This window comes from Methylobacterium indicum (genome assembly GCF_001043895.1).
GTDB classification, from domain to species: Bacteria; Pseudomonadota; Alphaproteobacteria; order Rhizobiales; family Beijerinckiaceae; genus Methylobacterium; species Methylobacterium indicum.
This window is the reverse complement of sequence record NZ_JTHF01000083.1, coordinates 1-21,892: the sequence shown is the minus strand read 5'-3', so window position 1 is coordinate 21,892 and position 21,892 is coordinate 1. Positions and strand designations below refer to the sequence as shown.

Genomic DNA, 21,892 nt, shown 5'->3' with positions numbered 1-21,892 from the left:
GCCGCGCTCACGCCCCCCGTCGAGACCGCCCCGGCGGCGCCGGACACGAGAGGGTGAAGCGTGCGCCCCCGCCGGGAGCCGCGTCCGCCGCGACCGAGAAACCGTGCATCCGGGCGATCGCCGCGACGAGGCCGAGACCGAGGCCGTGGCCCGGGGTGTGGCGGGCGGGCTCGGCCCGGTAGAAGCGGCGAAACACCTGGGCCCGCTCGGCCTCCGGGATGCCCGGTCCGCTATCCGAGACCACGACCGCGCGGCCGGCCTCCCTCGCGGCGTATTCCACCCGCACCGTGCCGCCGGCCGGGGTGAACTTCACCGCGTTGTCGATCAGGTTCGAGACCGCCTCGAACAGGAGGTCGCGGTCGCCCTCGACCGGCGGCAGCCCGGGCGCCACGGCGAGGGACAATGCGACGTCCTTGTCCTCCGCCACCGGCTCGAAGAACTCGGCGGCCTCGCGCACCACCTCGCCGAGATCGACGGGGGCGAAGCCGGCGCGGCGGCGTCCGTGCTCGATCTCGCCGATGCGCAGGACGGCGGTGACCATGGCGAGGGTCTGGTCGATCCAGGCGAGGCCCTGGTCGATCGCCGCGTGCAGCTCGGCGACGCTCGTCGCCTGCTCGCGGCTGCGCTCCAGCCGGGCCCGCAGGCGGGTGAGCGGCGTGCGCAGGTCGTGCGCCACCGCGTCGCCGACGCTCTGGACCTCGTGGACGAGGTGCTCGATCTCGTCGAGCATCCGGTTCACCGTGCCGGCGAGGCGGTCGAACTCGTCGTTGGCCCGGCCGACGGGCAGGCGCCGGCCGAGATCGCCGCGCATCACCTCCGCCACCGCGATCTCGGTGGTGGCGAGCCGCCGCCGCGCCCGGCCGGCCAGCACAAGGCCGCCGAGCCCCGACAGGACCAGGGTCGGCACGAGGCCGAGGCCGAGGGCACGCAGGGTCGTGGTGCGCACCCGGTCGATCTCGTCGGTATCGTGGGCGATCACCACCGTGCCGCCATCGGGCAGCGCCAGGGCGGCGGCCCAGATCGCGTCGTCGACGCGGCCCTGGCTCAGATCGAGCACGGCGTCGACCCGGGCGGCGTCGCCGTCCCGGGGCAGGGCGGCGGGCAGGGCGACGAGGTTGCCGGCCCGCCGCGTCCCGTCCGGCCCGAACAGGCCGGCATAGTGGGTGGCGTGCCGGTCCATGGCGATCCAGGTCTCGACCCGCTCCAGCGCCGCCGCCGGCTGGGCGGCCGCGGCGCGCACCTCGAGCCGCAGGGTCTCGGCCAGTTCCTCGCGCATGAAATCCGCCGTCTGCCAGTAGACGAAGGCGAACATCGTCAGCGCCATCACGGTGGTCCAGGCGGCGATGCCGAGCGCCCAGCGGAAGCCGGTGGAGCGGAAGAGGTCAGGCATCGGGCATCAGGGCAAAGCCGATGCCGCGCACGCTGTGGATCAGCGGCGACTCGCCCTCCGCCTCGAGCTTGCGGCGCAGGCGACCGAGATGGACGTCGATCAGGTTGGATTTCGGGGTGAAGCGGTAGTTCCACACCTCCTCGAACAGCAGCGCCCGGGTGATCACCTGGCCGGGCCGGCGCATCAGGTATTCAAGGAGCTTCAGCTCCCGCGGCAGCAGGTCGAGATCGCGGCCGCCGCGCCGGCCGGTGCCGGCGATGAGGTCGATCTCGAGGTCGCCGACCCGCAACAGGGTCTCGCGGGTGTCGGCCGGGCGGCGCAGCAGCGCCTCGATCCGGGCGGCGAGCTCGGCGAGGACGAAGGGCTTGGCCAGGTAGTCGTCGCCCCCCGCCCGCAGGCCGCGAATGCGCTCGTCGACGTCGCCGAGCGCGCTGAGCACCAGGGCGGGGGTGCGGTCGCCCGCCCCGCGCAGGTCGCGCAGGAGGCTCAGCCCGTCGAGGCCCGGCAGCATCCGGTCGAGGATGATCGCGTCCCAGGGCTCGGCCCGGGCGCGCGCCGCCCCCTCCGGTCCGGTCGCGGCCCAGTCCACGGAATAGCCGCGCCCGCGCAGGTCGCCGAGCAGCTCGGTCGCCGTCTCGGCATCGTCCTCGATCAGCAGAAGCTTCGCCACCGTCCTTCGCCACGCTGCGTGAACCCGACGCTTTGTCTCACGAACCGCGCCGCGATCCTCGGCGGAATCGCACGATGAACGCGAATTTAATGGCGGGCCGGACCGCTGTCGCTAGGTGCTGGAACGGTTCCAATCTGGAGAGGCGAGGGCGGTCGTGGGCGTGACAATGGAGAGGGCGGTGCACCTCGCCCGCGACGAGGACCAGGCCCCGCGCGGGCGGGGCGCGGCATCGGGTGAGCCGACGCGGCAGCGCCCGTCGGGGCGGGGGCCGGGCGGCGGGCCGTCGCGAGGGGTCGTCGCGCTCCTCGCCGTCGCTGGCCTGCTCGGCCTCGGCTGGTGGCAGCGCGACGCGGCGCGCGACCTCCTCGCACCAGTGGTGCCGGCGCGCCTCGCCCCGCTGCTCGCGCCGCTCCTCGACAAGCCCGGCGCCCCGGCATCCGCGGCCGGGGAGGACGCTGCGAAGGACACCCAGAAGGACGCACCCGCCGACCCGAATGTCGTCACCCTCGACGCCGCCGGGCAGAAGCGCCTCGGCCTCGCCTTCGGGCCGGTCGAGACGCGGCGCATCGTCCTGCCGGTCCGCACCCCCGGCACCGTCGCCTTCGACGAGCGCCGCGTCACCCACCTGAAGCCGCGGGCCGCCGGCCGCGTGCTGTCGCTCGCCGTGCAGCCGGGCGACGCGGTGCGGGCAGGCCAGACGCTCGCCACCCTCGACGCCGCCGGGTTGCTGGAAGCCCGCAACGGGCTGGCCGAGGCGCAGGCGAGCCTCGCCGAGGCCCAGGCCACCGAGGCGGTCGCCGCCCTCAACCTCACGCGCGGCCAGGACCTGATGAAGGTGAGCGGCGTGGCGCAGGCCGAGGTCGACCGGCGCCGGGTCGATCTCGCCAAGGCGCAGGCCGCCACCGCCTCGGCCCGGGCCCGGGTCGGGCTCTACACCGCCCAGGTCGCCCGCCTGGCGCCGGAGCCCGGCGCGAGCCCGGAGACGAGCGCCATCGTCTCGCCGATCGACGGGGTCGTCACCAGCGCCGCCCTCAGCCTCGGCCAGGTGGTGGATACCGGCAGCGACGCCTTCACGGTGGCCGATTCGCGCCGGATCCTGGTGCTCGCCAACCTCTACGGGCGCGACATCGACGCCGTGAAGGCGGGGGACCCCGCCACCGTCACGGCACCCGTACCCGACCGGCCGGTCTTCGAGGGGCGGGTGCGCTCGGTCAACGCCGCGATCGACCCGGCGAGCAACACCGCGCCGGCCCGGATCGAGATCGCCAACCCGGACGGGCGGCTGCGCGCCAACATGTTCGTCTCGGTCGAGATCGCGGCCGATCTCGACCGCAGCGGCACGACCATGCCGGCCGCCGCCCTGCAGCAGACCGAGGACGGGCCGGTCGCCTTCGTGCGCACCGGCGAGGACCGGTTCGAGAAGCGCGCGCTCACCCTGGGCGTGCAGCGTGCCGACTGGGTCGAGGTCACGGCGGGGCTCTCGCCCGGCGAGACCGTGGCGACGGCCGGCAGCTTCGGTCTCAAGGCGATCCTGCTGCGCGCCCTCCTCGGCTCCACGGACTGAATCCGATGAAGACCTGGTTCGCCCTCCTCGTGCGCCGCCGCTGGCTGGTGCTGATGATCGCGCTCGCCGGCGCCGCCGGGGGCCTTGCCAACCTGCGCGGGCTGTCGATCGACGCGGTGCCCGACATCTCGCCCAAGCAGGTGATGGTGCTCACCCTCTCGCCCGGCCTCGGGCCGCTCGAGGTCGAGCGGCTGGTGAGCTTTCCGGTCGAGAGCGCCATGGCGGGCGCGCCCGGGCTCACCGGCCTGCGCTCGACCTCGCGCTACGGCGTCTCGGCGGTCTACGTCACCTTCGAGGACGGGGTGCCGCTCACGGAGGCCCGCGCCCAGGTCTTCCAGCGCCTGCCCCAGGCGCGTGCGATGATGCCGGCGGGCGTCGGCGAGCCGCAGATGGGCCCGATGGCGACGGGGCTCGGCGAGATCTACCAGTTCGAATTGCGCGGGCCGGCCTACTCGCCGATGGAGCTCAAGCGCCTGCTGCAATGGACCATCGCGCCGCGCCTGAAGCTGACCCCCGGCATCGCCGACGTGAACATCTATGGCGGCCAGCTGCCGACCTACGAGGTCCGGGTCTCGGCCGAGAACCTGCGCCGCTACGGCGTCACCCTGTCCCAGGTCTACGCCGCGCTCGCCGAGAACAACATGGCCCGGGGCGGCGCCTATCTGGAGCACAACGACCAGCAGGAGGTGATCCGGGGCCTCGGCCTCGCCAAGGGTCCGGAGGACATCGCCGGCATCGTGGTGGCGACCCGGCCCGGCGGCGTGCCGGTCACGGTCGCGACCCTGGGCCAGGTGGTGGAGGCGCCCAAGGTTCGCCTCGGCGCGGTGAGCCACGACGCCGCCGGCGAGACGGTGGTCGGCATCGCGATGATGCAGCAGGGCGAGAATGCCAGCGCCGTGGTGGCGCGGGTGAAGGCGACGATCGAAGAGCTGCGCGGGCAATTGCCGCCCGGCGTCGCCATCGTGCCGTATTACGACCGCTCGACGCTGGTCGAGCGCACGATCCACACCGTGGCGCACAACCTCGTCGAGGGCGCGGTGCTGGTCGTCGTCGTCCTGCTCCTGCTGCTCGGCAACCTCCGGGCCGGCCTGGTCGTCGCCGCCGCGATCCCGCTCTCGATGCTGATGGCGTTTGCGGGCATGCGGGTGCTCGGCCTGTCGGGCAACCTGATGAGCCTCGGCGCCATCGATTTCGGCCTCATCGTCGACGGCGCCGTGGTGATGGTCGAGAACGTGCTGCGCGCCCGCGGCGAGCATCCCGACCGTCCGGCCTTCGCGGTGATCCGCGACGCCGCCGCGGAGGTGGCCAAACCCATCCTGTTCGCGGTGGCGATCATCATCCTGGTCTACCTGCCGGTGCTCGCCCTCGAAGGGGTGGCGGGCAAGATGTTCCGGCCGATGGCGCTGACGGTGATCCTGGCGCTCGCCGGCTCGCTCGTCCTGACGCTCACGCTGATGCCGGCGCTCGCCGCCCTGATGCTGGCGGGCCCGGGCATCGGCGAGCGCGAGACCCGCCTCGTCCACGGCATGCGGGCGCTCTACACGCCGGTGCTGCGGCTGGCCGAGCGCCGGGCCGGGGCGACGGTGCTCCTCACCCTGGCATTGTTCGGCGGCAGCTGCTGGCTCGCGACGCGGCTCGGCGGCGAGTTCCTGCCCAAGCTCTCCGAGGGCTCGATCGTGCTGACCTCCGAGAAGCTGCCGGGCATCAACCTCGACGCCTCGCTGAAGGCGGTCCAGCGGATCGAGACGGTACTGAAGTCCTTCCCGGAGGTGAAGCGGGTGGTCTCGCTCACCGGCAGCGCCGAGATCCCGACCGACCCGATGGGCGTCGAATCGACCGACAGCTTCGTCACGCTGACCGATCCCGCGACCTGGACCACCGCGGCGAGCCAGGACGGCCTCGTCGCCGCCTTCGACAAGCGCCTGCGCGAGGAGGTGCCGGGCGTGGCCTACGCCTTCTCGCAGCCGATCCAGATGCGGATGGACGACCTGATCGAGGGCGTGCGCGGCGACGTGGCGATCAGCCTCTACGGCGACGACCTCGCGGTCCTGAAGGACAAGGCCGACGCGATCGTGCGCGCGGTCTCGGCGGTGCCGGGGGCGGCCGACGTCAAGGCCGAGGCCCAGGCCGGGATGCCGGCCCTCTCGATCCAGGTCGACCGGGCGGCGGCGGCCCGCTACGGGGTCGCGGTGAGCGACGTGCTCGACGTCGTCGAGGCGATCGGCGGGCGCACGGCCGGCAGCGTCTACCGGGACGACAACGCCATCACCGACATCGTGGTGCGCCTCAGCCCCGACGACCGGGCCGACCTCGAGCGCATCCGCGCCCTGCCGGTGGGGCGCGACGGCCGGGCCCAGGTGCCGCTCTCCCTCGTGGCCTCGGTGAGCGTGAAGACCGGCCCGGCCCAGATCAGCCGCGAGCGGCTGCAGCGGCGCATCTCGGTCCAGGCCAACGTCCGCGGGCGCGACGTCCAGAGCTTCGTCACGGAGGCGCAAGCGGCGGTCGCCGCCCAGGTGCCGCTGCCGCCGCGCTACGCCCTGCAATGGAGCGGCCAGTACCAGAACCTCCAGGAGACGACCGCGCGGCTCGTCGTGGTGGTGCCGGCCGCGATGGCGGCGATCCTGGTGCTGCTCGTGGTGATGTTCGGCGACATCCGCCTCGCCGGGCTGATCTTCCTCAACGTGCCGGTGGCGGCGACCGGAGGAATCCTGGCCTTGTATCTGCGCGGGCTGCCGTTCTCGGTCTCGGCGGCGATCGGCTTCATCGCGACCTTCGGCATCGCGGTGCTGAACGGCGTCGTGCTGACGAGCTACATCCGCGATCTCGAGCGCAGCGGCCTCGACCCGGAGGAGGCCGCGACCCGGGCCGCCGAGATGCGCCTGCGCCCGGTGATGACCACCGCCCTGGTGGCGGCCCTCGGCTTCCTGCCGATGGCGCTCTCGACCAGCGCCGGCGCCGAGGTGCAGCGCCCGCTCGCCACGGTGGTGATCGGCGGCCTCGTCACCGCGACGCTCCTCACCCTGGTGGTGCTGCCCACGATCTATCCCCGCATCGCCCGGCTGCGCCTGCCCTTCGGCAGGCCGCCGGATGGAACGGGCGGGACGGAGGCGAGGAAGCGGGCGGTGCTGGACGTGTGACGCGGAGCGCCGGTTCGGCGCCCCGCAGCGATCGACCGCGGCCTACGCCTCGGCAGGCTTCGCCTCGGCCTTCGGGCCGCCCTTGGCGACGCCGACGAGGGCCGGGCGCAACACGCGCTCGCCGATGACGTAGCCCGACTGCACCACCTGCACGACGGTGCCGGAGGTGACGTCGGGGTTCGGCACCTCGAACATCGCCTGGTGCAGGTTGGGGTCGAAGCGCTGGCCCTGCGGATCGACCCGCTTCACGCCGTGGCGCTCCAGGGTCTTGAGCAGGTCGCGCTCGGTCAGCTCGATCCCGTCGACCAGAGCCTTGAGGGCCCCCTCGGCGGTCTCGCGGGCCTCGGCCGGCACGCTCTCGAGGGCGCGGCGGATGTTGTCGGCGGCGTTGAGCATGTCGCGGGCGAAATTCGTCACCGCGTAGGTGCGGGCGTCGGCCACCTCGCGCTCGGTGCGCCGGCGCAGGTTCTCCATGTCGGCCAGCGTGCGCAGGAGCTTGTCCTTGAGGTCGAGCTTCTCGGCCTCGAGGGTGGCGATCGAGTCGGCGGTCGCGGCCTCCGGCGCGGAGGCGGGAGCGCCCTCGGCAGCCGCGGGCTCGTAAGCCCGCGCGGCGTTCTCCGTGTCGTTCGGCGTCATTGTCATTCCGAGAAAGGGATCTGGGGTGCGCCCGATATCAGGTGGACGGCGGGCGAAATCAAGCTTCGCCGGTGCCGGGCGGCACCTGGCCCGGCTCGTCCTTGAGGGCGGACTGATGTGTCCCCTTGGCGCCGCCGCGGCGGCCCCGGTCGCCGCGGGGCAGGTCGGCCTCGAACACCGCCATCACGGCCCGGCGGATCGTGGCCTGCCGGTCGGGCTGGGTCACCTTCGTGCCGGTGAGGTCGGTGACGTAGAAGACGTCGACCGCCCGCTCGCCGAAGGTTGCGACATGGGCCGAGGTGATGTTGAGGTTGAGCCGGCCGAGCGCCGAGGTGAGATCGAACAGGAGGCCCGGCCGGTCGAGGCCGGAGATTTCCAGGACGGTCTCCCGGGCCGAGAGCGCGTTGTCGATCGACAGGTCGGGGGCGACCTGGAAGGTCCGCGGCCGGTCCTTCGCCGGGTGCTTGTCGGCGACGAGGTCGGCGATGCGGATCTCGCCTTTGAGCGCCCGCTCGATCGCCGTGGCGATGCGGCCGGCCCGGCGCATCTCGTCCTCGTCGCGCTCGAAGGCCCGCGACAGGGTGATGGTGTCGAGGACGAAGCCATCGGCGGTGGTGAAGATCTGGGCGTCGACGATGTTGCCGCCGGACGCCGCGCAGGCGCCGGTGAGGATGGCGAGCAGCCGCGGATGATCGGGGGAGTAGACGCAGAGCTCGGTCACGCCCCGGGACTGGTCGGTCTCGAAGGCGGTGGCGACCGTGTTGCCGGCCTCGGCCGCGGCGCGGATGAAGCGGGCGTTCTTGAGCTGGCGCCCGGCATCGACCTTGAGCCAGTAATGCGGGTAGTGCCGGGCGGCGTAGGTATCGAAATCCTCCGCCGTCCAGTCCGTCAGTTGCTCGCGCAGGCGCATCTGGATCAGCCGCACCCGGTCGGTGCGCGGGATCTCCGAACGCCCGCCCGAGAGCACCATCTCGGTCTCGTAGTAGAGCGTGCGAAGCAGCGTCGCCTTCCAGGCGGTCCAGGTACCGGGGCCGACGGCCTTGATGTCCGCAATGGTGATGACCAGCAGCAGCTTCAGCCGCTCCAGGCTCTGCACCACGCTGGCGAAGGTCTCGATGGTCTTGGGGTCGGAGAGGTCGCGGCTCTGGGCCGTCATCGACATCAGGAGGTGGTGCTCGACGAGCCAGGCGACGGTGCTGGTCTCGGCGGCGTCGAGCCCGAGGCGCGGCCCGAGCTTGCGGGCCACCGCCGCGCCGGCGATCGAGTGGTCGTCCTTCCGGCCCTTGGCGATGTCGTGCAGGAACATCGCCACGTAGAGGGCCCGGCGGTTCTGGATCGTGCCGACGATGCGGTGGGCAAGCGGATGCTCGTCCTCCAGCTCTCCGGCCTCGATCTTGGCCAGCACGCCGAGCGAGCGGATCAGGTGCTCGTCCACCGTGAAGTGGTGGTACATGTTGAACTGCATCATCGCGACGATGCGGCCGAAATCCGGCACGAAGCGCCCGAGCACCCCGGTCTCGTTCATGTGCCGCAAGACCGTCTCGGGGGCGTTCTGCGAGGTCAGCAGTTCGAGGAAGAGGCGGTTGGCTTCCGGATCGACCCGCACCATCGGGCCGAGGAGCGCGAGCGAGCGGGTGGCGAGCCGGCTCGCATCGGGATGGATCGCGAGGTCGTGCCGGTCGGAGAGCCAGAACAACCGGATCAGGTTGACCGGATCGCGCTCGAAGGCGGCGTCGTCTCGGACGTCCAGGCGTCCGGTATGGATGCGGAAATCGTCCGCCTCCAGATCGGGGGCGCGGAAATGCTGCTTGAAGCGGCGCAGCCAGCGGTCGAGCACCGGCGGGCGCTTGGCGTGGCGGGCCTCCATCTCGGCGCAGACGATGGCGGTGAGGTCGCCGACATCCTTGGCGATCAGGAAGTACGCCTTCATGAACCGCTCGACCGCGGCGAGGCCGCCGCGGGCGCCGTAGCCCAGCCGCTCGGCGATGCGCGGCTGCAGCCCGAAGCCCAGCCGCTCCTCGGAGCGCCCGGTGACGAAATGCATGTGGCAGCGCACCCGCCACAGGAACTCGTCGCAGCGCTCGAACAGCCGGAACTCCTCGGCCGTGAACAGGCCGGCCTCGACCAGGTCCTCGGCCCGCTTCACCCGGAAGGTGTACTTGGCGATCCAGAACAGGGTGTTGAGGTCGCGAAGCCCGCCCTTGCCGTCCTTGACGTTGGGCTCGACGAGATAGCGCGAGGCGCCGCTCTTCTGGACGCGGGCGTCGCGCTCCTTGAGCTTGGCCTCGACGAACTCGGCCGCCGTCCCCTGCACCACCTCGCGGTCGAAGCGGGTCTCCAGCTCCTCGAACAGGGCACGGTCGCCGAACAGGAAGCGGGATTCGAGCAAGGCGGTGCGGATCGTCATGTCGCCCCGGCCCTCGCGCAGGCAATCGGCGACGGAGCGGGTGGCGTGGCCGACCTTCAGCTTGAGGTCCCACAGCACGTAGAGCATCGCCTCGACGACGCTCTCGCTCCAGGCGGTCTGCTTGTAGGGCAGCAGGAACAGGAGATCGATGTCGGAGCCCGGCGCCAGCAGGCCGCGGCCGTAGCCGCCGGTCGCCACCACGGCGATCTGCTCGGCGGCGGTCGGGTTGTCGGACCGGTAGAGGCGCTTCACCACCGCGTCGTAGATCGCGCGGATCACCGCATCCATCTGGGCGCAGATCAGCCCGGCGCAGGCATGCCCGTCGCGGTCGGCGAGCAGCCGCCGCTCGGCCTCGGCCCGGCCGGCCTCGATGATGCGGCGCAGTTCCGGTACCAGCCGCTCGCGCAGGCGGGTCGGCTCGCTGAGCGACTGATCGATGCCGGCCAGCATCGCCCGCAGGGCGGCCTCGGTGTCGGACGGGTCGATGACGGCGGTGTCGGGCATGGCAGCCGGGTTCGGGCAAGGGGAGAGGAGCGCGGCCGGATCCCGTCGCGTCCCCGCCTGTTTGGCATCCCGGCCCGCCGAAAGCCAACCCTTCCGCAGGGTGCGGCCTCTCGTTCGCTGCGAAAGGCTAATCCGCTTCACCGGCCGGATCGTTTGACACTCCGAACGCCGCGCCCTAGCTTCCCGGCCGGCCGCCGAGGAAGGCGCCGCCAGCCAGGGGAGAGACGGATGCGCATCCACCGCCGCGCGTTGATCGGGGCCGCACTCGGAAGCCTCTGCCTCGCCGCCGGCGGGCCGGCCCACGCGCAGGCCGCCAAGGAGGTGCGCCTCGACTGGGCGACCTACAATCCCGTCAGCCTCGTCCTGAAGGACAAGGGCCTGCTGGAGAAGGCCCTGGTGCCGCAGGGGATCACGGTGCGCTGGGTCCAGTCCCTCGGCTCCAACAAGGCGCTCGAATTCCTCAATGCCGGCTCGATCGATTTCGGCTCGACCGCCGGCGCCGCCGCCCTGCTGGCCCGGATCAACGGCAACCCGATCAAGGCGGTCTACGCCTTCTCGCGGCCGGAATGGACCGCGCTGGTGACCCGGCCGAACACCGGCATCGCGGCGGTCAAGGACCTGAAGGGCCGCCGCGTCGCCGTCACCCGCGGCACCGACCCGCACATCTTCCTGATCCGGGCCCTGCGCGGCGCCGGCCTGACCGAGCGCGACGTGAAGCTGGTGCTGCTCCAGCACCCGGACGGTCGCACCGCGCTCGACCGCGGCGACGTCGATGCCTGGGCCGGCCTCGACCCGATCATGGCGGCAGCCGAGATCGAGAACGGCGACGTGCTCTTCCACCGCGACGCGGCGGCCAACACCTGGGGCGTGCTCAACGTCCGCGAGGATTTCGCCAAGCAGAACCCGGACCTGACCCGCACGGTGCTGGGCGCCTACGAGGAGGCGCGCAAGCTCGCCCTCTCGGACCCGCAGGAGCTCAAGCGCATCCTCGCGGCGGCGACGAAGCTGCCCGAGCCGGTGGTGGCGCGCCAGCTCGAGCGGACCGACCTGTCGCAGCCGGCGATCGGCAAGCTCCAGGCCGAGACGATCCTGGAGGCCGGCACCGCGCTCCTCGATGCCGGGGTGATCCCCGCCGCCACCGATGTCGGTGCCGCGGTCCAGGCGCTGATCGACCCGCGCTTCGGGCCGGCGGCTCCGTAACGGCGATGGCGAGCCCGTTGCCCCTTGCGGCCGCTCCCGCCGCGCGGCGCTTGCCGCGCCTGCCCGGGGGCAGGGCGCTCGCCGGGTTCGTCCTGCCGCTGGGGCTGGCCCTCGGCTGGGAAATCGCGGTGCGGGCGGGCCTGGCGCAGGGGCGGCTGGTCCCGCCGCCGAGCCGGGTCCTCGCCACCCTGTGGGGCCTCGCCGAGAGCGGCGAACTCTGGACCCATGTGCTGGCCAGCCTGAGCCGGGTCGCGGCCGGGTTCGGCTTCGGGGCGCTCGCCGGCATCCTGGTCGGCGCCCTCACCGGCACCCTGCCGCCGGTGCGCCGGCTGATCGATCCGAGCCTCCAGGCGCTCCGGGCGATCCCCTCGATCGCCTGGGTGCCGCTGTTCATCCTGTGGTTCGGCATCTTCGAGGCCTCGAAGATCACGCTGATCGCCGTCGGCGTGTTCTTCCCGGTCTATCTCGGGGTGGCGGGCGCCATCGCAGGCGTCGACCGCAAGCTCGTCGAGGTCGGCCGGGTCTTCCGGCTGTCGCGCGTCGCGCTCGCCCGCCGCATCCTGCTGCCGGCGGTGCTGCCCGCGACCCTGGTGGCCCTGCGCACGGGGCTCGGCCTCGGCTTCATGTTCGTCGCGGCGGCCGAGCTGCTGGGCGCCTCGGAGGGCCTCGGCTACCTCCTCCTCGATGGCCAGCAGCTCGGCAAGCCGGACCAGATCGTCGCGGCGATCCTGGCCTTCGCGGCCCTCGGCAAGCTGTGCGACGCGGTGCTGGTCGGGCTGACGCAGCCGCTCGCCCGCTGGCAGGACACCGCCCGGGAGTCGCTGTGAGATGCTGACTCTCGACCGCCTGTCGAAGACCTATGCCGACGGCACCCGGGCGCTCGCCGACATCTCGCTCACCGTGCGGGCCGGCGAGATCGTGGCGCTGATCGGCGGCTCGGGCTGCGGCAAGACCACCTTGCTGCGCCTGATCGCCGGGCTCGACCGGGCGAGCGCCGGGGCGATCCAGCTCGACGGCGAGGCGATCGCGGCGCCGCATCCGGGCGTCGGCCTCGTCTTTCAGGAGCCGCGGCTGCTGCCCTGGCTCAGCGTCGCCGACAATGTCGGGTTCGGCCTCGCCGACTTAGGCAAGGCGGAGCGGCGGACCCGTGTCGTCCATGCCCTGGAGCGCGTCGGCCTCGCCGAGCATGCCGGACGCTGGCCCCGCGACCTCTCCGGCGGCCAGCAGCAGCGGGTCGCGATCGCCCGTGCCTTCGTCGCCGCCCCGAAGGTGCTGCTCCTCGACGAGCCGTTCTCGGCCCTCGACGCCCTGACCCGGGCCGGTCTCCACCGCCACCTGCTGGCCCTGTGGGAGGAGAGCCGGCCGACCGTGCTCCTCGTCACCCACGACGTCGCCGAGGCGGTGGCGCTGGCCGACCGGGCCGTGGTTCTGCGCCCCAAGCCCGGCCGGATCGACGACATGATCCCGCTCCCCTTGAGCCGCCCGCGCCAGCCCACCTCGCCCGGCAGCGAGGCCGCCGCCCGCACCATCCTGGCGAGCCTCGACCGCTCGCTACGTCCGGAAGGCGCGGCCGACCGGGCCAAGCCCGACGCCTCCGCGCTCTGGTGGTAGGTTTCGGGTCGTGAGCCCTGGGCAGATTTCGCCGAAGTGGTGACCGGTTCGGCGCCGAAAATCCGCGACGAAACAAGAACCCAAGCGTGCGAAGCGTCGGCCTGCCGACGCAAGTCTGCTGAGGCGTGAGCCTTTGGTCGTGGGCCCGGCACCCTGGCGAGCGGCCGGCACGGGATGCTAAGCCGTTCGCCCATAATTCCGGGAGGACGACACGCCATGGACGCCACCGAACTGCGCTCGCTCCAGGCCCCGATCAAGGACCGCTACCGCAGCGATCCGGATGCGGCCGTGATCACCCTGAAGGCGCAAGGCTCCCTCGACGATGGCGGCATCGCCTGCAAGGTCGAGACCGGCCGGGCGCTGGCGGTGGCCGGCCTCCACCCGGCGAGCGGCGGCTCGGGCGCCGAGCTGTGCTCCGGCGACATGCTGCTCGAGGCCCTGGTCGCCTGCGCGGGCGTGACTCTGAAGGCGGTGGCGACCGCCTTGGAGATCCCCCTGCGCAAGGGGCTGGTCAAGGCCGAGGGCGACCTCGACTTCCGCGGTACGCTGGGCGTCGACAAGGGCGCCCCCGTGGGATTCCGGGCGATCCGCCTGACCTTCGAGGTCGACGCGGACGCATCCCAGGAGAAGCTCGATCAGCTCCTGAAGCTCACCGAGCGCTACTGCGTGGTGTTCCAGACCATCAACCAGAAGCCGCAGCTCGACGTGGTGATGACGCGGGGCTGAGGCGGCGCGCCTCCGGACAGGCGCACAACGAAAAAAGCGCGGCCCCGAGGGACCGCGCTTTCTCGAGAGAGGGGCGGGACCCGTCGGGGCCCCGCCGGTCGTCAGGCGATCACTCGCCGCGCGGCTGACGCTCGCGCGAGCGGTCGGCGTCGCGCTGGGCCTTCAGCTTCTCGGTCAGGTCCTCGCCGGTCTCCTGGTCGACGACCTTCATCGACAGGCGGATCTTGCCGCGGTCGTCCTGACCGAGGAACTTCACCTTCACCTTGTCGCCCTCCTTCACCACGTCGGTGACCTTGGCGACGCGCTGGGCGGCGAGCTCGGAGATGTGGACGAGACCGTCCTTGGCGCCGAAGAAGTTGACGAAGGCGCCGAACTCCATCGTCTTCACGACGGTGCCCTCGTAGATCATGCCGACCTCGGCTTCCGCCACGATCGACCGGATCCAGTTGTAGGCCGCCTTGATCGCCTTGCCGTCGGCCGAGGCGATCTTGATGATGCCGGTATCCTGGATGTCGATCTTGGCGCCGGTTTTTTCCACGATCTCGCGGATCACCTTGCCGCCGGTGCCGATCACTTCCCGGATCTTGTCGGTCGGGATCTGCATCGTCTCGATGCGCGGCGCGTGCTCGCCGAGCTCGGGACGGGCGGCGGTGAGGGCCTTCGCCATCTCGGCGAGGATGGTCGCGCGGCCGTCCTTGGCCTGGGCCAGGGCCACCCGCATGATCTCCTCGGTGATGCCGGCGATCTTGATGTCCATCTGGAGCGAGGTGATGCCCTCCTCCGTGCCGGCCACCTTGAAATCCATGTCGCCGAGGTGATCCTCGTCGCCGAGGATGTCGGACAGGACCGCGTAGCGCTCACCCTCGAGGATGAGGCCCATGGCGATGCCGGCCACCGGACGGCGCAGGGGCACGCCCGCATCCATCAGCGACAGCGAGGCGCCGCAGACCGAGGCCATCGAGGACGAGCCGTTCGACTCGGTGATCTCCGACACGACGCGGATCGTGTAGGGGAACTCGTGGGCGGCCGGCAGGACCGGGTGCACGGCGCGCCAGGCGAGCTTGCCGTGGCCGATCTCGCGGCGGCCGGGCGAACCCATGCGGCCGGTCTCGCCCACCGAATAGGGCGGGAAGTTGTAGTGAAGGAGGAACGTCTCCTTGTAGGTGCCCGAGAGCGCGTCGATGAACTGCTCGTCGTCGCCGGTGCCCAGCGTCGCCACGACCAGCGCCTGGGTCTCGCCGCGGGTGAACAGGGCCGAGCCGTGGGTGCGGGGCAGCACGCCGACCTCGGACACGATCGGACGCACGGTCTTCACGTCGCGGCCGTCGATGCGGGACCCCGTGTCGAGGATGTTCCAGCGGACCACCTTCGACTGGGCCTCCTTGAAGGCGGCCTTGATCTTCTCGGCCTCGAAGCGGGCCTCGCCCTCGGCGGGAGCAAGCGCGGCCATCACCTTCGCCTTGACGGCGTCGACGGCGGCGTAGCGCTCCTGCTTGACGGTGTTCTTGTAGGCCTCGCGCAGGTCGGCCTCGCCGACCTCGAGCACGGCCTTCTCGACCTCGGAATTGTCCGCGGGCTGGAAGTTGCGCGGCTCCTTGGCGGCCTTCTCGGCGAGCCGGATGATCGCCTCGATGACCGGCTGGAAGTGCTTGTGGCCGAACATCACGGCCCCGAGCATCACGTCCTCGGGCAGCTCCTTCGCCTCGGACTCGACCATCAGCACGGCGTCCTGAGTGCCGGCGACGACGAGGTCGAGGGTCGAGCCCTCCATCTCCTGGATGGGCGGGTTGAGCTTGTACTGGCCGCCGACATAGCCGACGCGGGCGGCGGCGATCGGGCCCATGAACGGCACGCCCGAGAGGGTCAGCGCCGCGGAGGCCGCCACCATGGCGAGGATGTCGGGATCGGTCTCGAGGTCGTGCGAGAGCACCGTGACGACGACCTGGGTGTCGTTGCGCCAGCCCTCGACGAAGAGGGGGCGGATCGGCCGGTCGATCAGGCGGGAGACCAGGGTCTCCTTCTCGGAGGGACGGCCCTCGCGCTTGAAGTAGCCGCCCGGGATGCGGCCGGCGGCGTAGGTGCGCTCCTGGTAGTTCACCGTGAGCGGCAGGAAATCGATGCCGGGCTTCGGCTCTTTCATCGACACCACGGTGGCGAGCACCGAGGTCTCGCCGTAGGTGGCGACCACGGCGCCGTCGGCCTGGCGGGCGACCTTGCCGGTCTCGAGCACGAGCTTGCGCCCGCCCCACAGCAGCTCTTCGCGTTGAACGTCGAACATCTTGTCATGCCTTCCTGCGGTCCGGGAGGGCGGCGCCAGCGCAAGACGGCGAGGGGCTCATCCGATGAGCCACCGGCGATCCTGCCCTGGCGGTCGCGGCCCGCATCTTGGCGCGCGGGTCCCGGAGAGTGGGGCGGCCGGACCCATTCCGGCCCACCCGGGACGAGGAAGCCCCTTCAATGGAGAAGTTCGGCTTCCTCGCAAAAACGCGGCCCGGACCGGTGCCCGAACCGCGTGAAATCCACCTTAACGGCGGATGCCGAGGCGCTCGATGAGGGCGCGGTAGCGGGCCTCGTCCTTGCGCTTCAGGTAGTCGAGGAGCGACCGGCGCTGCGAGACCAGCTTGAGCAGGCCGCGGCGCGAGTGGTTGTCCTTGGTGTGGGTCTTGAAGTGCCCGGTGAGGTTCTGGATCCGCTCGGTGAGGATCGCGACCTGCACTTCCGGCGAGCCGGTATCGGTCCCGCCGCGGGCGTGTTCCTTGATGAGCGCGGTCTTGCGCTCCGCCGTGATCGACATCGCGTGTCCTTTCAGGTGGTACGGTTTCGCGGAGGCGCGGTCTCGAAGGACCGCTTTTTCGCACGGGGCTCGGCCGGGCCGGGATGTCGTCCAGCGCGGTCTGCCAAGGCGAAAAACCTCGCCGTGTGCGGGCGAGGGTGGCGCAGCCTATACACGATCCGAGCGCCCTTGCCACTCCCCCGGGATCCGCGGGCGGCTCGCGCCCACGTGCGGTTTCGTCACGCCCTCATCCGAGGGCGCATCACGGCCGAGCTCGAACCCAGAATACCCCCGAGCAGTTTGTCCGCCATTCTCCACCCCACGAGAGGATGCGCGATGACCCCGACCGCGACCGCGGCCAAGAATGACGCCAAGAGCGACGAGACCGTGCAGGCGATCTACGTCACGGCCCTGCGCAACACCCACGCCCTGGAGAAGCAGGCGGCGCAGATGATCCAGCGCCAGATCGAGCGCTACGAGACCTACCCCGACCTGACCCAGGCCCTGCGGCTGCACAAGAGCGAGACCGACCAGCAGGTCACCCGCCTCGCCGACCTACTGCACGGCCACGGCGAGGACCGCTCGCTCTTGAAGGACGTGGTGACCCAGACGGTCGGCAACGTCGCGGCTTTGGTCCACAGCGTGACCGGCGACGAGGTGCTCAAGAACCTCTACACCGACTACTCGGTCGAGACCTACGAGATCGCCGCCTACACATCGCTGATCGCGCTCGCCGAGGAAGCGGGACACACGCGGGATATCGAGATCCTGCGCCTGTCCTTGAAGGAGGAGGAGCGGATGGCCGAGGCGGTGTTTGCCCAGATCGTCCCGGTGACGAAGGGGTTCGTCGCCCGGGAGGCGAGGGGCGAGAAGGCGGATCGTTAAAAGGGCCGGCGAGAGTCACGATTCCTGCCGCCACCGCATGAGACGCACGGCCGACCTGCAGGAGCAGATCGGCCGTGGAGGCACCGCCGCCACCTTCGTCGTTCCAGCACGACGCGACCGCTCGCGGAACAAGAACCGCCGCGCGCACGCAAGACGCCGCCGCTTGGAGCCATCCGGATTCCGCCCTATCTCCCCACATGCCCTAAGGGGATGCAGACGTTTAAGGGAGGCGGATCACATGAGGATCGCAGCGCGCACCCAGAACGCTTTCGGCTGCACATCCGGCCCGTGGACGATATGGTCATTGTCCGACGGACACGTCGATCTTCCGGCATCATCGCTCAGGGATCCAGACGACAAGCCGCAGGACTCGCGGTTAGCCGATGAGACAGTGCGTCTCTCCGTCAATTGTTTCTTGATTCAACTGGCGAGCCAAGATCCCGCACTGATCGATTGCGGTGCCGGTGGCAGCTGGGACGATACCATGGGCTACCTCGGACGCGCATTCGAGGAGGCCGGCCTCAGCCCCGCATCGATCCGCACGCTGTTGCTTACCCACGCACATAACGACCACATCAACGGTCTCGTCAGTCGCGACGGGAACGAGACATTCCCGAACCTCAACCGCATCCTCATTCCCGAGGCTGCCACAGCGACCTTCAACGCGGATGCAAGTCTTTCCCGCTTCCGCACATTGCTGACGCCGATCAACCACGGCGATGACGTGATACCGGGTGTTACTGCGGTTGCCCTCCCGGGCCATGCGCCCGGGCATACCGGCTACCGTCTGGACACGGGCGAGGATACAATCCTGATCTGCGGCGACATCGTCCACGTCCCCGCCAGGCAGTTCGCCCATCCCACGTTGACCTGGGCCTACGACGACGATCAGGCGACGGCCCGCATGACCCGCCTGCGCGTCCTCGCAGACGCTGCGGCCACGGGAACATGGCTAGCGGGCGCCCATCTCGGACGTCCGGGCATGGGACAGGTCGAGCGCATAGGCGACGGCTATAGGTTCGAGGAGGCCGGGTAGCTACGCCGAGCGTCATCTCGCCGGCCGCACAAGCGGCTGGCACCGAAGTGGTCACCGGTTCGGCAGCACCGGCCGTCAGAGCCTGCCGACAGGGCTTCGCCCTACAGCTCCAGCTCCACCGTCACCGGCACATGGTCCGACGGCTTCTCCCAGGCCCGGGTGTGCCGCGCCACCGTCACCGACTTCACCGTCTCGGCGAGATCCGGCGTGACCCAGATATGGTCGAGGCGCCGCCCCTTGTCGGCGGCGGCCCAGTCGGGGGAGCGGTAGCTCCACCAGGTATAGATCTTCTCCGGCGGCGGGCGCAGGTGGCGCATCGTGTCGATCCAGCCGGCTTCGCCGCGCAGGGATTCCAGGCGCTCGGTCTCGATCGGGGTATGGCTCACCACGTCGAGGAGCTGCTTGTGGGACCAGACGTCGTGCTCGAGCGGCGCCACGTTGAGGTCGCCGACGAGGATCGCCGGACCGGCGGGGCGGCGGCCGCCCCAGGCGCGCAGCTCGTCCATGAAGGAGAGCTTGTGGGCGAACTTGTCGTTGAGCTTGACGTCCGGCACGTCGCCGCCGGCCGGGACGTAGAAATCGTGGATCGCGATGCCGGCGGCAGGACCGGCCTCGGGGCCGAGCACCGCCGAGATGTGGCGCGCGTCCTGGCGCTCGCAGAAGCTCATCACCTCGCGGGTGACGAGCGGCAGGCGCGAGAGGATCGCGACGCCGTTATACCCTTTTTGCCCGGCGAAGACGATGTGCGGGTAGCCGAAGCCCTGCAGGTCCTTGAGCGGGAAGCGGTCGTCCGGGCACTTGGTCTCCTGGAGGCAGAGCACGTCGGGCTTCGCCTCGTCGAGGAAGCGGCGCACGAGGTCGATGCGCAGGCGGACGGAGTTGATGTTCCAGGTGCTGACGGTGAGGCGCAACGGTCGGGTCTCGCGAAAAATCAGTTGGGGCGGGCCTGCTGCATCTTGGCTTCCAGCTCCTTGTCGACCGCACGGCCGTAATTGATGACGAACAGCATGCCGTCGACGGCGCGGCCGCGCTGAAGGTTGGAGAGCAGCACGGTGGTCTGGTAGCCCTGCGGGTCGGTGATCCGCCACTGGCTCAGGGTCTTCATCGCGTCGTCGAAGTAGAGCGCGATGCGGGAGGTGCCCCCCAGCGTCGAGCGGTCGTCGAGCACGATGCGGATGCCGCCCGGCTCGGCCGCCACGTCGGTGACGGTGAGGTCGCGGGCGAGGTCGATCTTGTCCCGCAGCAGGAATTTCAGCGGCGTCTGCGAGATGAAGTAGAGGTCCTGGGTCGCGAGCTTGCGGTCGCGCACCGCCACCGAGGTGCCGTCGGCGATCACCTCGAGCGTCGAGGGCTGGTCGTAGTCGAAGCGCAGGCGGCCGGGCTTGGCGAGGGTGAGCTTGCCGCCGATCTTGCGCCCGTCGGCGCCGATCTGGATGAAGTTGCCGGTCAGGGTCGTGACGCCATTGAAATAGGCGTTGGCGCGCTCGATCACCGCGGCCGGGTTGCCGGGATCGACGGCGGTGGCCGGGGTGACGGCGGCAACCTGCGCCGGTGCGGCGGCCGGCACCGCAGCGGTCTCGACGGGCTCGGGCGCGGTCCCCTTGCCGCCGCCGAGCGAGGCCGGCCGGCGCGGCGGCAGCGGCGCCCTGGCGGAGGAGCCGGGAGCCTGACCGCTTCCTTGACCGCCTCCTGGGCCGGCCGTCGGGACCTGGCCCGGCCCGGCGTCCGGCTGCGGCGCCTCGGCGGCCGGGTCCTTGCGGCCGAACAGGCCGTCGAGGAACGACGACACCTGCGCCTCGGCGGGGGCCACGCTCAGCAGGGCGGCGACCGAGAGGGCGGCGCCGAGGGACGCCGCGCGAAGCGGGCCGGAGCGGGGACGGCCGGTCATCGGCAGGGTTCTCCGTGTGGGCGGACGGGGAGGGATCGGGACAGGCCGGCACGGGAATGCCGGTGCCCCGCCCACCCGGGAAGCGGGTGTGCCACGAGGGGACGGTCTCGCCATAGAGCCGCCCCCTGTGGCGAATATGCGACGGCGGGGCCGCTCACGCCTCGTCCGATCCGGGCTGCGGGGCGGGCTCGATCAGGATCTCGCGCTTGCCGGCATGGTTGGCGGGGCCGACGATGCCCTCGCGCTCCATCCGCTCCATCAGCGAGGCGGCCCGGTTGTAGCCGATCTGGAGACGGCGCTGGATGTAGCTCGTGGACGCCTTCTTGTCCCGCAGCACCACCGCCACCGCCTGGTCGTAGAGGTCGGCGGTCGGATCGCCGAAGCTGCCCTGGTCCATGACCGGGGCGTCCTGCGCGGCGGCGGTCGCCTCCTCGGCCTCCTCGTCCGCCGTGACGGCCTCGAGGTAGGAGGGCCGACCCTGGCGCTTCAGGTGCGCCACCACCTGCTCGACCTCGTCGTCCGAGCAGAACGGGCCGTGCACGCGCGTCGTGCGCCCGCCGCCCGCCATGAACAGCATGTCGCCCTGGCCCAGGAGCTGCTCGGCGCCCATCTCGCCGAGGATCGTCCGCGAATCGATCTTGCTCGTCACCTGGAAGGAGATCCGGGTCGGGAAGTTCGCCTTGATCGTCCCGGTGATCACGTCCACCGACGGGCGCTGCGTCGCCATGATCAGGTGCAGGCCGGCGGCGCGCGCCATCTGGGCCAGGCGCTGGATCGCCCCCTCGATGTCCTTGCCCGCCACCATCATCAGGTCGGCCATCTCGTCGACCACGATCACGATGTAGGGCAGGGCGGAGAGGTCCATGACCTCGTCCTCGTAGACCGCCTCGCCAGTCTCGCGGTCGAAGCCGGTCTGGACCGTGCGGGTGATCACCTCGCCCCGCGCCCGTGCCTCCGCCACCCGGGCGTTGAAGCCGTCGATGTTGCGAACGCCCAGGCGCGCCATCTTCTTGTAGCGCTCCTCCATCTCGCGCACCGCCCATTTGAGGGCGATGACCGCCTTCTTGGGATCGGTGACGACGGGGGAGAGCAGGTGCGGGATGCCGTCGTAGACGGAGAGTTCCAGCATCTTGGGATCGACCATGATCAGGCGGCACTCCTCCGGCTTCAGCCGGTAGAGCAGCGACAGGATCATGGTGTTGATGGCGACCGACTTGCCCGAGCCGGTGGTGCCGGCGACGAGCAGGTGGGGCATGCGGGCGAGGTCGGCGATGATCGCCTCGCCGCCGATATTCTTGCCGAGGCAGAGCGCGAGCTTCTGCTTGGTCTCGGTGAAGACCGGCGAGGTCAGGAGCTCGCGCAGGTACACCGTCTCGCGCTTGAGGTTCGGCAGTTCGATGCCGATGGCGTTGCGGCCCTGGACCACCGCGACGCGGGCCGAGATCGCCGACATCGAGCGGGCGAT

Annotated in this window: 17 protein-coding genes; 8 read left to right on the top strand and 9 right to left on the bottom strand. The window is 71.1% G+C overall.

Annotated features, from left to right (window positions below; all coding sequences use genetic code 11):
- Positions 1-7: 7 nt before the first annotated feature.
- Both QR78_RS10525 and QR78_RS10520 read right to left on the bottom strand, forming a co-directional pair.
- Complete coding sequence (locus QR78_RS10525; RefSeq protein WP_048427471.1) at positions 8-1,390, bottom strand: sensor histidine kinase; 1,383 nt, start codon at positions 1,388-1,390, stop codon at positions 8-10.
- Positions 1,383-2,060 carry a response regulator transcription factor gene (locus QR78_RS10520; RefSeq protein ID WP_048427470.1) on the bottom strand — a complete coding sequence of 226 codons (678 nt, stop codon included), beginning with the start codon at positions 2,058-2,060 and terminating at the stop codon, positions 1,383-1,385. Before QR78_RS10520 ends, QR78_RS10525 begins: the two co-directional genes overlap by 8 nt.
- Before the next feature lie 178 nt (positions 2,061-2,238).
- Between QR78_RS10520 and QR78_RS10515 the strand changes: the two genes are divergently transcribed.
- Positions 2,239-3,624: an efflux RND transporter periplasmic adaptor subunit gene (locus tag QR78_RS10515; RefSeq protein WP_244278473.1), complete on the top strand. Its 1,386-nt coding sequence runs from the start codon at positions 2,239-2,241 to the stop codon at positions 3,622-3,624.
- A 5-nt stretch (positions 3,625-3,629) separates the two neighbouring features.
- Positions 3,630-6,761, top strand: a complete 3,132-nt coding sequence (locus tag QR78_RS10510) for an efflux RND transporter permease subunit (RefSeq protein WP_048427469.1) — start codon at positions 3,630-3,632, stop codon at positions 6,759-6,761.
- A gap of 42 nt (positions 6,762-6,803) precedes the next feature.
- Here the strand turns inward: QR78_RS10510 and grpE are convergent, their stop codons facing one another.
- Both grpE and QR78_RS10500 read right to left on the bottom strand, forming a co-directional pair.
- Positions 6,804-7,397 carry a nucleotide exchange factor GrpE gene (grpE, locus tag QR78_RS10505; RefSeq protein ID WP_048427468.1) on the bottom strand — a complete coding sequence of 198 codons (594 nt, stop codon included), beginning with the start codon at positions 7,395-7,397 and terminating at the stop codon, positions 6,804-6,806.
- A 58-nt stretch (positions 7,398-7,455) separates the two neighbouring features.
- A complete protein-coding gene (locus tag QR78_RS10500) occupies positions 7,456-10,254 on the bottom strand; it encodes a [protein-PII] uridylyltransferase (RefSeq protein WP_425284183.1) in 2,799 nt (932 codons plus the stop codon).
- A gap of 282 nt (positions 10,255-10,536) precedes the next feature.
- Here QR78_RS10500 and QR78_RS10495 point away from each other — a divergent pair, with 282 nt between their 5' ends.
- The 4 genes from QR78_RS10495 to QR78_RS10480 all read left to right on the top strand — a co-directional run bounded on the left by QR78_RS10495 (position 10,537) and on the right by QR78_RS10480 (position 13,845).
- Positions 10,537-11,508, top strand: a complete 972-nt coding sequence (locus QR78_RS10495) for an aliphatic sulfonate ABC transporter substrate-binding protein (RefSeq protein ID WP_048427467.1) — start codon at positions 10,537-10,539, stop codon at positions 11,506-11,508.
- A 5-nt stretch (positions 11,509-11,513) separates the two neighbouring features.
- The gene (locus QR78_RS10490; protein WP_048427466.1) at positions 11,514-12,335 is read left to right on the top strand and encodes an ABC transporter permease; all 822 of its coding nucleotides are present in this window, start codon (positions 11,514-11,516) and stop codon (positions 12,333-12,335) included.
- Position 12,336: 1 nt separating this feature from the next.
- Positions 12,337-13,119 (top strand): ABC transporter ATP-binding protein, encoded by a 783-nt coding sequence (locus tag QR78_RS10485; RefSeq protein ID WP_048427465.1) that lies wholly within the window; start codon positions 12,337-12,339, stop codon positions 13,117-13,119.
- Between the two features lie 216 nt (positions 13,120-13,335).
- On the top strand, positions 13,336-13,845 hold the full coding sequence (locus QR78_RS10480; protein ID WP_048427464.1) for an OsmC family protein: 510 nt from the start codon (positions 13,336-13,338) through the stop codon (positions 13,843-13,845).
- 109 nt (positions 13,846-13,954) lie between these two features.
- Here the strand turns inward: QR78_RS10480 and pnp are convergent, their stop codons facing one another.
- On the bottom strand, positions 13,955-16,123 hold the full coding sequence (gene pnp / locus QR78_RS10475; RefSeq protein ID WP_048427463.1) for a polyribonucleotide nucleotidyltransferase: 2,169 nt from the start codon (positions 16,121-16,123) through the stop codon (positions 13,955-13,957).
- Between the two features lie 246 nt (positions 16,124-16,369).
- The gene (rpsO, locus tag QR78_RS10470; protein ID WP_048427462.1) at positions 16,370-16,639 is read right to left on the bottom strand and encodes a 30S ribosomal protein S15; all 270 of its coding nucleotides are present in this window, start codon (positions 16,637-16,639) and stop codon (positions 16,370-16,372) included.
- A gap of 315 nt (positions 16,640-16,954) precedes the next feature.
- On the opposite strand from rpsO, the gene QR78_RS10465 reads away from it, so the two are divergent.
- Together QR78_RS10465 and QR78_RS32610 are read left to right on the top strand one after the other, a co-directional pair.
- Entirely contained in the window at positions 16,955-17,503 is a 549-nt protein-coding gene (locus QR78_RS10465) for a YciE/YciF ferroxidase family protein (RefSeq protein WP_048427461.1), read from the top strand.
- Positions 17,504-17,741: 238 nt separating this feature from the next.
- Positions 17,742-18,539 (top strand): MBL fold metallo-hydrolase, encoded by a 798-nt coding sequence (locus tag QR78_RS32610; protein WP_048427460.1) that lies wholly within the window; start codon positions 17,742-17,744, stop codon positions 18,537-18,539.
- Between the two features lie 101 nt (positions 18,540-18,640).
- On the opposite strand, the gene xth is transcribed toward QR78_RS32610, so the two are convergent.
- The 3 genes from xth to QR78_RS10445 form a co-directional block, all read right to left on the bottom strand.
- A complete protein-coding gene (gene xth, locus QR78_RS10455; protein WP_048427459.1) occupies positions 18,641-19,450 on the bottom strand; it encodes an exodeoxyribonuclease III in 810 nt (269 codons plus the stop codon).
- A gap of 20 nt (positions 19,451-19,470) precedes the next feature.
- Entirely contained in the window at positions 19,471-20,427 is a 957-nt protein-coding gene (locus QR78_RS10450) for an outer-membrane lipoprotein carrier protein LolA (RefSeq protein ID WP_048427458.1), read from the bottom strand.
- Between the two features lie 154 nt (positions 20,428-20,581).
- The coding region (locus QR78_RS10445) for a DNA translocase FtsK (RefSeq protein WP_048427457.1) at positions 20,582-21,892 on the bottom strand (1,311 nt) is incomplete at its 5' end.